Consider the following 14,097-nt stretch of genomic DNA (forward strand, 5'->3'; position numbering starts at 1 on the left):
GTCATGCTGCGGATCAACCTCCTTCCTGTTAAAAAAATCAAGCAGCGGGCTGAAGCTGGGCTACAGCTCAAGGTCTTTAGTATCGTTTTCGCCGCATTGCTGGCTGTTCTCGTATTTACTCTTCTCTATCTGAACAACCAGGTCAGCGGACTGAATGGTGAGATTGCCGAGCTCGAACAGAAAAAAACAAAACTTGCCGAGATATCGAAGCAGATTGAAGAACTTAAAAAGACTAAAGAAATGATCGAAAAGCAAACAGAGCTTGTGAAGCAGCTTAAAAAGACTGCTGTGCTTACGGCCCATGTCCTGAATGAGGTTGCTAACCTTACGCCTAATGAGCGGATGTGGCTTACTGCTCTTGACCAGAGTGGTGGTACAATGAAATTAACCGGAACAGCCTTGGACAATCAGACTGTGGCAGAATATCTCAAAAAACTTGAAGAATCTAAATATATATCCAATGTGACTTTGACCAGTTCTTCTTTGGCTAAATATGCAGGAAGAAATCTTAAAAAATTTGTTCTTTCCTGTACTGTCGCTATGCCAGACGCACAAGAAAAAGCGGCGGCTTCTGAAGTGCCTCCTGGATCGACCGAAGCTAAAAAATAGGAACTAACAGTCTTGGAAAATTAATTATGGCTTCCGAAAAAATTGCAGCAAAGCTTGATAAATTTATCAATGAAAAGTATATTCCTCTAAATAAGAATATTAAGCTTGGTTTAGCTCTAGGAATACCTGTACTGTTGATAACAGCTTTTTATTTTCTTTTTTTTAGCTCGAAACAAGAGGAAATCGGCACATTACAAAACCAAAAAAATGAGCTGACTAACAAAGTTAACGAAGCTCAAAAGGCAGCAGATAATCTATCCTACCATAAGGAAGAGCTTGAAAGTTCCAAAAAAAAATTTGAAGAAATTTCTATTGTCCTTCCGAAGGAACACGAAATTCCTGACCTCTTGCGTAATATATCCGATATTGGCAAAAGAGCGGGTCTAGACTTTATTGAATTCAAACCAGGCTCCGAGTCTCCAAAGGATTTTTATGCCGAGATACCAATCAGTATTAAAATTAATGGTCCTTATCATAACATGGGATATTTTCTTGGTGAAGTTAGCGGATTAGAACGTCTAGTCACAGTTGACAACATAAAGATGGGTTCTCCAAAAGAAATCGAAGGTGAGATGCTGCTAGATTCTTCATGTAATCTACTTACCTACCGTTTCACTGGCCAAGCCGCAGCTCCGCCTCAAAAATCCAATAATAAGCCTGAAAAGGGAAAAGGGAAATAGGTGGGGTATATGTGGTTTAGCTCTAAAAAATATCTTCTTGTGATAATAACGCTGTTTAGTGCGGAATTATTTTGTAATGAATCAGCTTTGGTAGCTGAAGAAGTCAAGAGCAGTGCAGAAACTGAAGTCAAAAAAGGGGAAGAGGAGAAAAAAGATAAATTTGAATATCAGTTAGATAATCGGCCTGATCCTTTCTATCCTTTTATTTCCAAGGAGGCAGCTCAAAAAAAGGATGATGATGAGATTATAGACGAAGAAAGCGGTGATACACTAACTGGTATGCGTGTTTTTGAACCGGGACAACTCAGGTTAGTCGCAGTTATGGGTACACAGGGAAGCAAGATAGCTATGGCGGAAGATGTTACGGGTAAAGGATATATTTTACGTGAAGGCATGCTTATAGGAAGGCGAGGCCAGATAATGCAAATTCAAGATGGTAAGATTATTATTAAAGAAACTGCAAAAACTAGAGCTGGGCGAGAAATAAACAATGAAGTGATTATGAGTTTAAAGAAGGAAGATGATAAAAAAGGAAAATGATAATTTTGGTCATCAAATTTTCTAATAAGCTGTTGAAAAAATATGTTTGATATGCGCATCATTTTAGTAGGATATTTTTTATTGACGATTTTATCGTTGAGTGCAAGACATATTCAAGCAGAAGTAGCTAAGAAGACTGACCAAGTGTACAAACCGACTATGTATATTTATCAGTTAGATGGTCGATCTGATCCCTTTCTACCTTTCCTTTCTCAAAAAAAGACCGGGGGGCCGCCTGAGTTTATAGTTGAACCAGCAAAAGATAGAGGAAAGGGTTGGTTAAGGATTGAACCAGGACAGCTCAAATTGGCGGCAGTGATTTTTGCTCAGGGTGGATGGCGGGCTGTGGCCGAAGATGTCAGTGGACAAGGATATTTTTTGTATGAGGGTATGCCATTAGGTAACTATGGAATTGTCAAAAAGATCGAAAACGGTCGGGTGATAGTCGAAGAAGTTTACCAAACCTCGTCTGGAAGACTTATTACTAAGGAAATCGTTATGCGCCTGAAAAAAGAGGGGGAATAATAAAATGTCGTATCGTATTCCGCCAGTTTCTGAGAAAAGTACCCCTGGATTCAGCTGCATCTATTGTTTATTCACTGCGATAACAGTCACCGGATTGTTGTTGGTCTTCTATATGCCGCCTGCTGGTGCGCAGGAGACTGGAGTAGCAGCTCAAGCATCACAACCGCAAGATGTTCCTAAAGAAGAAAGCAAACCTACTACAGCGGAAAAAAATAGTATCGTCAAAATTACTGCGCAGCGAACAGAAAAAAAATTGGAGATCACCATCCTCTGCGCAAGATCGCCGAAACCGGAGCCAAATATATATAAGTTGCCTCCTCAGGCCATTATTGTTGATATCGCGGATGCGGAGATGCAGGAATCTGTAGATTCGAGTTCGCTAGCAGCCTTTAAGGTAACCCTTAACGACAGCGCGAAGGCGAGCGACACGTTACGTCTGGAATTCAATCTACCTGAACCATATACTTCCTATACCGCCAGCCTGAAGGATAACAGTATAATTCTATTAATTGAGAATTTTTTCAAAGACGAATCCGTAGCTCCGGCTGCTGTAGATTCGGCACCACTGTCTGTTCCGTCGGCTGCTGCCGTTACTGCGGGTAAAGAGGATGTTAAAAAAAGTGCACCGGCAACCCCAGGCAGTGAATCCGTTGACGCTCATCTGCCAACCGTAAATCCGGCCATTAAAAGTCCTGGCAGCAACAAGAATGTCTCCGTACCGACGACAGAAGCTACTCCTCCTGTTTTGACTTCTCTTGGAGGAATGAACAGCCAGCCAATCACGGTTGATTTTTACAAAGTTGATCTACACAATGTTTTCCGTCTGCTCGGTGAAATCAGCGGTTATAACATTATTGTTGCTGAAGGTGTCTCCGGCACGCTGACGTTGGCCCTGCATGAAGTACCGTGGGATTTTGTTTTAGACATCATCATAAATCTGAAAGATCTGGCCAAAGAGCAACGGCATAACACTATTGTTATTTACCCGAAAGATAAAGAGTTTGTCTGGCCCACTAAGGCGGCAGACATCAACATTGATCCTGGCATGGCAGCAGGGAAGAATCCCGATGGAACTATCACCATCAGACCTGACGAACAGCACCAGCAGCCAGAAGTTACTGAAGCTAAAAAAATCGTTGCCCAAGCGGTTAAGGTGGAAAAGGAAGGCAATTTAGAAGCTGCTATCCATCTGTATGAAAAGGCTTTAGATATTTGGCCGGACAAGGTAGAGAAGAAAGAGAAAAGCAAGCTGGCTAATAAAATAGCCTCGATCTATCTTGCCGGACTCAATCAGAACGCCAAGGCAGTCTATTATGCCAAAAAGGCACTTACTGTGGATAAGAAAAACAATAGTGCCGCACTTAATGCAGCCATTGGGCATGCCAATATGGAGGAAAGTAGTCAGGCGCAGCAGTATTTTGATCAGAGCATCAGTATTGGTAAGCCGAGCCGAGAAGCACTGTTTAATTATGCCGTGTTCAGCGAGCGACAAAAGCAGTATGATGCTGCTCTACGGTTGCTAGATAAATATAGTGAGTTGTATGGTGAAGATTTAGACTCAATGGTATCCCGCGCTCGGATACTAGATCAGCAGGGGCTGAAGAATGATGCAGACAAAGTGTATACAGCAATTCTTCATGCTGGCTTCAGCGTTCCGCAGGATTTAAGAGCGTTCATATTGAATAGAACCCGATCCAATTAACCAATCTCAGGAAAACTGGAATGAAAAACCATATACATCTGCTGCCTAGCTGTCTTGCGGCAGCTCTTCCGCTGTTTTTGTTTTGTTCCTGTGTGGAAAACAAGAAATTTGAACCGCCAAAGGCGGCAGCAGCTTTAGAAACAGCTCAACAGCATCGTACAGTGGTTGAACCGTCCTTGTTGCCAAACCGTTTCCAGCAGACAGGTTATATGATTCGCGAGGAGAGTACAGATTCCTCATCTGGAGGTAGCAATGCTGCTGGGCTGGACGGACTCCAGTTGAAAGTCGGTGCTAATATTTCGACCAACGAGCCAATCCCACTGCGAGAGGCGATGAAAGCTATCGCCAAAACTAAAAACATGAGCCTAAGCTGGGCACCAGATGTAGATCAAGAATTGTTGGTAGATATAGGTATTACGGCCAATGACAATTTTTATGAAGCTATTGACAATATTCTTCGTCAGCTAGACTATTTCCATGAAATGGAAGGCTCAACGATTGTTGTTAAGTACCGTGAAACAAAAAAATATCATATTGCTATGCCATTTGTTAGACAGTATTATGATTCGTTTACTGGTTCTACAAGTGGATCTCTTCAAAACAAACCTTGGGAGAATAAATTCGATCAGTGGGAGATTATCCAAAATAATATTGACAAGATTGTAGCAACTTGGAGTTCTACGGCTGCGACTCCTGCTGCTGCCCCTGAAGCGCAGCCTGCTCCTCAACCAGGAGCTGAGGGAAAAGCTGAGGCTGGAAAAACGGCTGAGGATAAAACAGCCGTTGCGTCCCGTCGGGTTTCATCGACTGATTCAACTTATACAATCGACAAGCCAGTTGGCTTGATTACCGTAAATGCACCTAAATCTCTACAAAATAAAATTAAAAATTATCTAGAGAATCTAGAAAAGGAACTCTATAAGCAGATCATTATTGAGGCAAAAATTATTGAAGTGCAGTTGAATGATAGCTCTTCTCTTGGCATAAATTGGAATATGCTATTAGAAAAAATAAGCTTTCATGGCCTTGGTTATTCCAAGTCGAAGTCAACTACGAGGGAGAATAGCGATGATAAGACAACAACATCCTCCGTATCATATGATGATGTAACTACAGATGACCGTCTAGACTCATCATACAATGAGAACAAGACGCTGGGGGCTAGAACTCTGAAGGATTCTAAGTCGAAGAAAGATGGACGTTTAAAAGATAACACAAGCACTTTTGTCACCGGGGATGGTAAAAATCTTGATAATCTCACCAACCACACAACAGAGAATATATCTGGGACATCTTCAGCGGGCGAGTTAACTACGAACACACTTAGTGATGATATCAGTTCTAAATCAGTGGCCCGCAGTATTACTGATGCGCTGTCTATGGGAACCACAGCTGCAACCTTCATCGGTAGCGGCGGGACAATGGCGGAAAGCATCGCTACAGGAGTTACCTTAGAAGGGTTTAATTTCACTTCGTTCATCAAAGCTTTGCAGGAACAAGGGCAGACTTCCATTCTTTCTAATCCCAAGATCAGTGTACTGAATGGACAACCTGCGTTAATTAAAGTTGGCAAAGATATAACCTACATCAGTGCCCTAGAATCAAAAAGAGCTGAGGGGGGTGGCATTGATTATACTGTCAAAACATCAACTTTACTGTCTGGAATAGGCATGGCATTGTCAGCTGTTGCGCGAGATAATAATGAAATAGTTATGAACTTATCACCAGTCACATCTGAACTCGTTGGAGAAACGATTTTTTATGAGACCGTGGGTTTCGCAGGGAAAATAGGTCTTCCGGTAATCAATAAACGGGAGATGAATACATGGGTCAAGGTTAAAGATGGCTCCATGCTGGTAGTCGGCGGGCTGATCAGCGAAGTGGAATCCAAAGATGGCAGTTATCTCCCTGGTGCTAAGGATGTTCCTTACTTGAAATATTTATTTGGTTATGAAGAGAAAAAGAAAACAAAGCGTGAACTGATCATGCTACTGAGACCGCGCATAATTAATTAGGCAGAATAAGGAGCAACCATGAGCCTGCTGAAATTTGTATCCGTGGGGATACTACTGACAGGGCTGCTGGCCGGGTGTGGTCAAACCACTGTCGAGACCGTGATGACCCCGGATGAATATTCGGACAACAGCGGCAAAGGAAGGACGGCGGTTATTCTGCCTTTTGCAGACTATAGTGAGGGCGACAGTGTCGCTTCAGCCTTTCGTCGTCACCTGCTGATTACTGAATCCCTGACGAACAGCTTGGTCAGTAGAGGTTTCGGTGCGCCGGTACCGGAGGATGTGTTTCAGTACTTAGTTGAGCAGAAAATCATCAATGTGGCTTCTTATAGCGAAAGCGGTCACCATGCCGCCTCATCGCTTGCCGAAGAGCTAGAGGACCCAGATTGGTCTGAAGTGATGCAGGGTAAGCTTAAAGGCTATATGAAGCTTGAGCAGGCCCAGCTGGCTTCTGGCAAAAATGCTGCTGACGGTCCTGGTACACATGGCCTGACCGATCAGGAGATAGTCAAGGTTGGACGTAGGTTCGGAGCCGACTACATCATCCGAGGCAGGATACTGGAATTCAGAACCCGTCAAGAGCATACGTGGGATCCACGCAAACGAGGCCTTATTCCCTTTGTCACGGGTACGACCAGCCGCATGGCCTTTGGGTTTGCTGACTCAACCCAGTACGACAACATTGGTAATGTAGTTGCAGGAGCTACCTGGGGAGGAATTATCGGCAGTAATGCAAATGGCCCCTGGGATCCTGATAGTGCGCATGGCTTCTTCGGTATAAGCAGCGGTGCAGATGCTAATACCATTGCCTGGTCGGTTCTAGGTGGGCAAGCCGGACAGATGGCCAATCATGGGGGTCGGACTGATCAGGCAGTAGTACGGCTCCGCATCTGGATACAGAATGCCTACGATGCCCAGGTAGTCTGGACTAATCAGATTGAGGTGCGCGTTGCCCCGGAATCTGTATTAGCAGATAACCAATATGATGATCTCTTTGATCAGGCAATTAGAAAAGCAACCAGCTCGCTGATGAATGATTTCGTCCAGACCGGTTTAAATAAGCCGTAGCTCTGGCTGGAGTGATGACGCGCAATCCCGGACAGTGATCCTGTCCGGGATTTTTTATTGTTCAGGCTTGCTTCTGTTGGGAACGCTCGTAGAGCGCAACAAAGTTAATCGGCTCCATCAGGAAAGGCATGAAGCCGCCGTCCACAGCCAGCTGGGAGGCGATCTGGCGGGTAAAAGGGAAAAGCATGAGAGGGCAGTCAACTGCCAGCACCCTTGGCACATGCTCTGCTGGAATGTTTTTCAGCAGGAACACCGCTGCATGTTCCAACTCAATCACAAACATAACCGCATCGTTGGCCTTCTGATTCATCACTTTAGCGGTGACGGCAATCGAAACCTCATAGTGGTCATCTTCCACATTGCGGTGGTTGAGACGCAGGTTGAAATCTACCTTCGCTTCCTGCTCCTGTGGCAGAAAGACCTGGGGAGCATGGGGATTCTCAAAGGACAAATCCTTGATGTACATCTTCTGCATCCTGAACACTGGCAGTTCCTGATGGTTGACCTTGTTCTCCTCTGTCATGTGCGCTTCGCCTCTGGTTAAGATTCTTCTGAGAAAACCGTATTGCTTCTACGGCCCTAATTAACCATTGACCGCAGCCGAACTCAACATCTTTTTTCTTTCCGATTCCAGTTCTAGTCCACCCGCACATCCAAAATATCTACCAACCGACCTGTGTAGGCATTCCGCACCAGTTGTACCAACCCAGCATAGTTATCCACCTTAATTTCTAGGTTAATCACCTTAGAGCCGTCAAAGCTGCTGAGGGCATACGTACCATTCGCTGTAATCGATACCACCTGGCCTGCTTTACCGTTTTCGGTCATGTCAATAAGACTGAAGAGTAGGTGCTCTTCCGGGAGCTGCACGACGGCTTGAATCCGTATCATTTCATCGGCACTAGCTCCGCCGCCAATCACCGTGACGTAGGCAGTGTCTGCATTACCGGTGAGGATACCAACAGGCGGCGGTGCAGGATGGCCGAAGCCCGTCAACGTCAGAGGCGTGCGCAGATGGCGGCGGTAAGTGCCGGTGCGCGGCGTGCCATGCTCGGTGTAGTGGGTACTGACTGAGACTGTGTACTCATTGTTCCACGGATGGGCCTGCGCCGGGATGTCCGGCACCAGCCGGATGGAGGTATTTGAAATCATGGCGTATTGGTTCTGCACTGCCCTCCCGCTCTGTGTGCCCTCGATCACGCATTCGCCGCTCTCATCGGTTTCATCAAAGAAGAGATTTGAGCCGGTTAACTTTAAGATTCCCTTGGCAAACAGCACGTCACTGAGCTTGAGACGGTTGTCCTCGGCAGAGGCGATCACCGGCACCTTCTCGGCCAGCGGTCGCTTTTCCAGCTTGGCCGGTTGCCGCACCTCGTTAATAAAAGGCTTAGAGGCATAGATGCGCACCTTGAGTATATCAGCATCATCTGGCAGCAAGTCGTCAGGGCTATCCAATTTGGCGGTCAGGGAGGTGCTGTAGGTGATGGCATCCTCCTCTGTCACTTGATGGCCGTTACTCAGGTGTCTGGCAATGAGCTTGTTCCGCGTGACCAAGACCAGGCGGGCCACATCTGGGCTGATGATATCCAGCTCCGCCGCAATCTCGGCGGCCAGCTCATCGTAACCGACTACGTTTCTTGGCAGGACGCGGGCGCGGTAGGACTGGGGCGTGGTGAGGGCGTTAACTTCGGGCCGCCATTGAATGGTTGCCATGATCGTTCTCCATTGGAAAGGGAAAAGGAGGGGTAGAACAAACAGGATATGCTAAATCCTCTTTAAGACGCGCTTCCTATAACAATGCTTGCCATGCCTACTTAGGAGGCTTGCCAAGGAAATGGTTCAACATCTTTGTATTCTTTCTTGTATTCAAGAAATTCGTCGCTGTCCAAAATATACCATTCATCATATGGATAACGACGAAAAAATTCTCCAATCCGTTCTCGAAAGTGTTCGTCCGCAGTGTCGTTGAGTCGTCCACGGCGAAATAAACGCAGATTTTCTAAATCTTCACGCGGTACACGAAGTGTAACCAAAAAGTCAACTCCCATCTTTTTAGAAAATCCCAGTTGCTCATTTGGAGGGAGATAGAACCATTTCTGGTTAATCCGTGCATGTTGAGTAAGGATGCTTTTCCATCCCTTGGCAGATGCTGTATCCTTACTCTTCCGTTCAATTTCCCGAAACTCTCGAATCTCACACAGCGTTATGTCCGGGCTTCGTATCGCGTCGCAGTCCTGAGTGGCAACAATAGCAGCAACTGGCCTAACCGGAACAATGATTTTAACTGGGCCCTGATTCGCCAATTCTTCCCAGTTGGTAACTCGATCACCATCTTCATCGGCCACTAAAACTTCTTTGAGAGAAAGGTCGATTCTGGGAATACCAATGAAGATATCTCCTTGGCGAATCGGAGCGGTTGGGTCAGGGAAATCGTAGATCATAATTCATCTCCCCATTGAATGCCTCGACTTGCCTCCCATTCAGCAAATTCAATACGCTTTCTTTCAGCCTCTTTAAGAATCTTTTCTGCTATCCGAAGTGCTTCGGCACGAGAAATTCTCCTGCCAATCATTCCTTCAAAAACTAAAGCAACAGTTGCTGTATCGCGCCTCCTTTTCTCAAAGAACCAAATATCAGGAGTTGCGGTAGAAGGCGAGACGGCTATCGCAAGGATTATTCCAACTTTTGCAATAGCTGATGTTATGGTTCCAGCAATCATCGATTCAAGGCCGCTGCCGATGTTTTCTCTCTGCAAATCAAGTGCAGAAAGATATACACTTTCTGTGCCGGTTTGGAGATCAACAGTGGCAATGCAGTTATTCACCTGAGAACCTCCTTTCCAAATCACCATGAATCAACTTGAAGAACCAGTCTTCAGCGAGATCGTGAGCCTTGTCAATCCAGTCAGAGAATCCATCTGGAATTTGCGGCATCTGTTCTCCTGATGCCTGCACCAATGTCTCAAAAACCAACACTGGTTTATTTCCGCGCTTGCCAAGCGCAAATCGTAACGTCAGCAGGCCACCGTGCTCATCACAGGGAAAAGATGCCTGCCAATTAAAAACAACAGGATCGGCCTTTACAGTTTTTTCTGCAAACAAAACCTCTGGAAGCTGAATGACAGTTCCCATCTTGTTCTGGAGAAAAGAAAAAACATTTTTTTCCTCCTCATTCAATTCCACGGCATTGATATAGCGCAAGATCAATTCCTGAATCTTGAAATTTTGCTTGGCTGGATGCGCGTCATGGAGATAGTTCACTGCGGTTTCGCAGTGAACTTTGAAGTCAGGCCAAGTATATGTATCGGTTTCGTTCACCGTCATAATTCCTGGTCCAATCTGAATCAGAGGCCATGATTTTTCTTTGATTCTGAATCGATGCTGCACCATATGCGCTATCATCTCATCTGGAATCTGAGCTGTTTGAAGCGGCTCATAGAATGGATAACTTTTCTCCACTCTCTCTGAGAAACGACCAAGCAGCAGCCTGTAATGATGCCCTGCATCGCTTCCTTGAACTGCTTGCAGCGAAAGCCCCCATTTAAGTTCGAGGATTGCCTCAACCAGCGGTTTGTTTTTCAGGTTTTTTTTGAGCATCGCATCCCCCATGATCTATGCAGTTCAATAGATGTTGCCTTCCATTGCATGAACGCAATGAAACCATCTGAAGCTAAAAAGACTATGTCTGTCTCTCTCAACCACCCTAAAACGCAGCCCTCCCTTTGTCAAGAAGTTTACAGCTAGCTCCAACCAAAAATTGCCTCTTTCAACCCACCAGCATAGGCCCCGGCAACCTGCCAGGTTAGGTTTTGCAAACCTATTACGCAAGGAGGCAATCTCCTACATTAATAGGAGGGAGGTTCCTATTAGGGTAGGTTTGAGAAAACGCCAAGGGTGGAGTTGAAAAGGCAGCTACGATGCCGCTGAGAGAGAAGGGCGATTGCGGTTACGCAGGACTACAAAGTCACTTTAACCTGGAACTAGCTTGGGCACTTAAAGCGTAAAACAAGCGGCATGAGGGAAGACTTAAAAGGTTATTGGCATAGTCTCGGCTATGCTCTGTCTTAAGGTATTTGTTACCGGATATGCTTTCTGCAACATGGACCAAGACTGTTCTACTCGCACTCCCAAGATAACATCGCCATTTTCCTGAAGCTATATTTTTAATGACTATTTGTTGATTGTATTCTGAATACGTACCATTCTCCGCCCTCATCCCAAGGTGGGTGATTCGTTCATGGTGGTTATCACTGTCTGATTTATTAACACAGACTACATGGTAAATTTTTACACTATACATAAGCTTTCTCCTTTGAAGATGCGTTGTCTTTATCGCCTTTCTTATGAGGAATGCCATCTTAACTCTCAGAGGTGCATTTGCTTAACCAACCATAAAACCGAGCAAGACCTTTGTCAAGAAAAATGGAATTACTTCCGATTCTTGGCCTATTTCCCCTCGTAACCCTCATTGCTTCCACCAACGTATCAGGTTGGGTTCTGCAAACCCATGAGGCAAGGAGGCAATCTCCTACCCTAATAGGAGGGTGACTCCTATTAAGGTAGAAGGGAGGTTCCTATTAGGGTAGGAGTTCAGCTCCTATTAGGGTAGGTCTTAAAAGGGCAGCACGATGGCTGCCTAGCGGGAAGGGAAATTGCCGGTACGGGCAGAGCAGGGAAGGGGAGCCTTGGCTATTTTTGTTTGAACTCCCGCCAATGCCGCCTTTTGCCGTTGATGTGCCGGTAGAAGTCAAGGCCTAGCCGCCGGAGTATGATCGGTGGCCAGATACCCATTTCCAGCATGGCCGGATTCTGGCGCATCTTGACAAAGTTCCGCCATCGCTGGAGCAGAGACAGCTTGGTCTGCGTGCGGAAGTCAGTATATTCAAACACGCCAAAGTTCTCTAAATGATACAGGCTTTCAAAGAAGTTAACCTCTTTGCGCGTAGGCGTAAAGACCATGCGCGCGTGCCGGCGAGCAAACCACTCGGCATCTGGGGCTACGCAGCCTGCTCGTAACAGGGCACGATTGAGCCGCTTTGCCTCTTGGTAAACCTGCTCCTGAATAGGACGGATCTTGGCTTCAAACAGGGCGCGTTCTTCCGGCATATCCAGGGCCGTGATCAGCAGCGGATCAGGTTTGATCGGGATGCGTTGCCGGATTTCTCGGCGGTGATCATTTTGGAGGCAGGCAAACTCCTCGGTTGTAAAATAGCCATCAGCACTGCCGTGCGAAGCACCGAGCATCATCTCAAAGAGCGAGCGGTTGTTGTTATAGACGTTGAAATAGGGCAGATGCGGACAAGAGCTGTCAAAAAGTAAGCCCTGCTTGCGGTTGCCTTCTTGTTGCGGCGCAGCAGTTAAGTGGCCGACGTAGAAGCCCTGTACTGGTACGCACTGACTGAGAATATGGCGAAGATTGTCCTGGATAGTCCCTTTCCAACCCACATCGACAATGGTTATGCCATCTTCGAGGTTCTCCGCCTCAAAGGAGTTCAGATACAGGATGAAGTTGCGCCGCTGACTAGTTCGCCGGGTCTCATAGACCTTCCTGAAACGGGGAGAGTCAAGCAGCTGGCGGAAAACCGGCTGCGTAGAAAGGCGGGGCAGGCGAGTCTGGAAATCTATCCCCGCCTCAGCGCAGATTGCGGTTGCTTCTCTTTCCTCAATGTTGAGACTGAGCAGGAAGTCACGCGGCGAGATGTCTCGATACTGGTAGAAGAGGCGGATAAAGTCTTCCTCAGACAAGGGATTGAGCGAGGCCAGGAAGGTGGCTTTCCGCGAGACCATCAGATAATGACTGCGAATCAAGAGGCCGCCAAACAGCTCTGCATGGAGCAAATCAAACAGCTTCTTCAGAAACTCTCCCTCTTTAGAAAAGAAGAAGACATCGCGGATCTGCCGCTGCTGCAATTCGAGAAGCAGCTTCCAGGTAAAGTACCAAAGACTGGTGCCGATTTCCTTGAACAAGCCTGACTGGGCTGCTGCTTCGTTGAAGAGTCGCTGCACCCTATCTGGTGCATCCATTTGCTCAGGCTGCCACTTGGCATAATAGTCTTGCTGCTGCGGATTACGCAGGTGAATACAGGGCATCCCTTTTTCCTTGGCCCGCAAGACATCTGAATGAGGGTTGTCACCAATCATGAGTAATTGTTTGGCGTTGAGATTTAAATCGCGGCAGACTTTCCAGTATAATCGGCCTGAACTCTTAGCTATGCCGTAGTCGGCAGAGATATACATACGGTCGAACTGGCCAAGCAGGCCTAGGTTCTCCAGCATTTGCTTAAAGGAACGACGCGGCAAGTAGAAATCCGAGACCAGGACTGTGCTCAAACCTTGCTGTTTCAACCAGGCCAAGACCTTGATCGTGTCGCTACAAGGCTGCTGCACAGCCATTTCCACTGCGGTCTCAATGGCTATAATGCTCTCGCAAAACTGCTCCACATGCCGCAGCGGTTCAAGATTGCCCAATATCTCCCGCAGTCGCAGGCGGTAGATCGGGGCAAAGCCAGGGAGATAGAATTCCAGCTCCCCGCCCGATGCAGCATTCTGTTCACACAGCTCACGTTCCAGCTGCTGACGAAGGGCGTAGAGCTGTTCCGGCGATAATCGGCGACCAAGAAGAAGGCTGTGCAGTCGGGCTGCCAATTGCTTGGTGTACTCTGGCTGGATCTCACGAACAGCCAGGGTGTCAAAGTAGTCAAAGCAGAAGAACTTAACCCCTGCCTCAGCCTGCCGCTGGAGGAGTTTACAGATACGGCTAGGAGAGTCTTTGCCAATCGTCCAAGTTGGGATGGTGCTGGGTAAAAGCTGCATGGGCAATCTGGTATTTTTTGCAAAGGTGACTGGTTCGGAGCAGCGGTTCATTATACCGTCTCAGTCTGGAGATTGCTATTGACTCGAAGGGAAAGGCTAGGGGGGCGAAGAGAATTCTTTTAGCTCTTGTTTGGTGATTTTGGGTG

The 14,097-nt window shown here is 46.6% G+C and carries 14 protein-coding genes; 7 read left to right on the forward strand and 7 right to left on the reverse strand.

The genetic code is table 11. The features are described from left to right. The first annotated feature begins 3 nt into the window (after window positions 1–3). Genes ACNKIB_RS13075 through ACNKIB_RS13105 form a run of 7 tightly spaced genes read left to right on the forward strand, consistent with a single transcriptional unit; the run spans window position 4 to window position 7,139 of the window. Window positions 4–609, forward strand: coding sequence for a PilN domain-containing protein (locus tag ACNKIB_RS13075; RefSeq protein WP_417911009.1), 606 nt, complete (start codon window positions 4–6; stop codon window positions 607–609). Between the two features lie 26 nt (window positions 610–635). Then, the gene (locus tag ACNKIB_RS13080; RefSeq protein WP_417911010.1) at window positions 636–1,289 is read left to right on the forward strand and encodes a type 4a pilus biogenesis protein PilO; all 654 of its coding nucleotides are present in this window, start codon (window positions 636–638) and stop codon (window positions 1,287–1,289) included. A gap of 9 nt (window positions 1,290–1,298) precedes the next feature. After that, entirely contained in the window at window positions 1,299–1,829 is a 531-nt protein-coding gene (locus tag ACNKIB_RS13085) for a pilus assembly protein PilP (protein WP_417911011.1), read from the forward strand. Between the two features lie 42 nt (window positions 1,830–1,871). Next, window positions 1,872–2,354: a hypothetical protein gene (locus ACNKIB_RS13090; protein WP_417911012.1), complete on the forward strand. Its 483-nt coding sequence runs from the start codon at window positions 1,872–1,874 to the stop codon at window positions 2,352–2,354. A gap of 4 nt (window positions 2,355–2,358) precedes the next feature. Next, window positions 2,359–4,056, forward strand: coding sequence for a hypothetical protein (locus ACNKIB_RS13095; protein WP_417911013.1), 1,698 nt, complete (start codon window positions 2,359–2,361; stop codon window positions 4,054–4,056). 20 nt (window positions 4,057–4,076) lie between these two features. Beyond that, window positions 4,077–6,071 (forward strand): hypothetical protein, encoded by a 1,995-nt coding sequence (locus ACNKIB_RS13100; protein ID WP_417911014.1) that lies wholly within the window; start codon window positions 4,077–4,079, stop codon window positions 6,069–6,071. A gap of 18 nt (window positions 6,072–6,089) precedes the next feature. Then, window positions 6,090–7,139, forward strand: a complete 1,050-nt coding sequence (locus tag ACNKIB_RS13105; RefSeq protein ID WP_417911015.1) for a hypothetical protein — start codon at window positions 6,090–6,092, stop codon at window positions 7,137–7,139. A gap of 61 nt (window positions 7,140–7,200) precedes the next feature. Here the strand turns inward: ACNKIB_RS13105 and secB are convergent, their stop codons facing one another. The 7 genes from secB to ACNKIB_RS13140 form a co-directional block, all read right to left on the reverse strand. Continuing rightward, window positions 7,201–7,662, reverse strand: coding sequence for a protein-export chaperone SecB (gene secB / locus ACNKIB_RS13110; RefSeq protein ID WP_417911016.1), 462 nt, complete (start codon window positions 7,660–7,662; stop codon window positions 7,201–7,203). 113 nt (window positions 7,663–7,775) lie between these two features. Continuing rightward, window positions 7,776–8,852 carry a hypothetical protein gene (locus tag ACNKIB_RS13115; RefSeq protein ID WP_417911017.1) on the reverse strand — a complete coding sequence of 359 codons (1,077 nt, stop codon included), beginning with the start codon at window positions 8,850–8,852 and terminating at the stop codon, window positions 7,776–7,778. Between the two features lie 101 nt (window positions 8,853–8,953). Continuing rightward, window positions 8,954–9,580, reverse strand: a complete 627-nt coding sequence (locus ACNKIB_RS13120; protein WP_417911018.1) for a hypothetical protein — start codon at window positions 9,578–9,580, stop codon at window positions 8,954–8,956. Continuing rightward, window positions 9,577–9,963: a hypothetical protein gene (locus ACNKIB_RS13125; protein ID WP_417911019.1), complete on the reverse strand. Its 387-nt coding sequence runs from the start codon at window positions 9,961–9,963 to the stop codon at window positions 9,577–9,579. The genes ACNKIB_RS13120 and ACNKIB_RS13125 overlap by 4 nt, the downstream gene beginning before the upstream one ends. Further along, entirely contained in the window at window positions 9,956–10,735 is a 780-nt protein-coding gene (locus ACNKIB_RS13130; RefSeq protein ID WP_417911020.1) for a TIGR04255 family protein, read from the reverse strand. Before ACNKIB_RS13130 ends, ACNKIB_RS13125 begins: the two co-directional genes overlap by 8 nt. Window positions 10,736–11,102: 367 nt before the next feature. Next, complete coding sequence (locus ACNKIB_RS13135) at window positions 11,103–11,495, reverse strand: DUF3892 domain-containing protein (RefSeq protein ID WP_417911021.1); 393 nt, start codon at window positions 11,493–11,495, stop codon at window positions 11,103–11,105. A gap of 332 nt (window positions 11,496–11,827) precedes the next feature. Next, complete coding sequence (locus tag ACNKIB_RS13140; RefSeq protein ID WP_417911022.1) at window positions 11,828–13,951, reverse strand: HAD hydrolase-like protein; 2,124 nt, start codon at window positions 13,949–13,951, stop codon at window positions 11,828–11,830. Between the last annotated feature and the right edge of the window lie 146 nt (window positions 13,952–14,097).

It is taken from the genome of Candidatus Electronema sp. PJ (assembly GCF_048287395.1).
In the GTDB taxonomy this organism is placed as follows: domain Bacteria; phylum Desulfobacterota; class Desulfobulbia; order Desulfobulbales; family Desulfobulbaceae; genus Electronema.

Coding starts and splice junctions, on each gene's coding strand:
- ACNKIB_RS13075 (WP_417911009.1), top strand. CDS start 4: ATGCTGCGGATCAACCTCCTTCCTGTTAAAAAAATCAAGCAGCGGGCT.
- ACNKIB_RS13080 (WP_417911010.1), top strand. CDS start 636: ATGGCTTCCGAAAAAATTGCAGCAAAGCTTGATAAATTTATCAATGAA.
- ACNKIB_RS13085 (WP_417911011.1), top strand. CDS start 1,299: ATGTGGTTTAGCTCTAAAAAATATCTTCTTGTGATAATAACGCTGTTT.
- ACNKIB_RS13090 (WP_417911012.1), top strand. CDS start 1,872: ATGTTTGATATGCGCATCATTTTAGTAGGATATTTTTTATTGACGATT.
- ACNKIB_RS13095 (WP_417911013.1), top strand. CDS start 2,359: ATGTCGTATCGTATTCCGCCAGTTTCTGAGAAAAGTACCCCTGGATTC.
- ACNKIB_RS13100 (WP_417911014.1), top strand. CDS start 4,077: ATGAAAAACCATATACATCTGCTGCCTAGCTGTCTTGCGGCAGCTCTT.
- ACNKIB_RS13105 (WP_417911015.1), top strand. CDS start 6,090: ATGAGCCTGCTGAAATTTGTATCCGTGGGGATACTACTGACAGGGCTG.
- secB (WP_417911016.1), bottom strand. CDS start 7,662: ATGACAGAGGAGAACAAGGTCAACCATCAGGAACTGCCAGTGTTCAGG.
- ACNKIB_RS13115 (WP_417911017.1), bottom strand. CDS start 8,852: ATGGCAACCATTCAATGGCGGCCCGAAGTTAACGCCCTCACCACGCCC.
- ACNKIB_RS13120 (WP_417911018.1), bottom strand. CDS start 9,580: ATGATCTACGATTTCCCTGACCCAACCGCTCCGATTCGCCAAGGAGAT.
- ACNKIB_RS13130 (WP_417911020.1), bottom strand. CDS start 10,735: ATGCTCAAAAAAAACCTGAAAAACAAACCGCTGGTTGAGGCAATCCTC.
- ACNKIB_RS13135 (WP_417911021.1), bottom strand. CDS start 11,495: ATGGCATTCCTCATAAGAAAGGCGATAAAGACAACGCATCTTCAAAGG.
- ACNKIB_RS13140 (WP_417911022.1), bottom strand. CDS start 13,951: ATGCAGCTTTTACCCAGCACCATCCCAACTTGGACGATTGGCAAAGAC.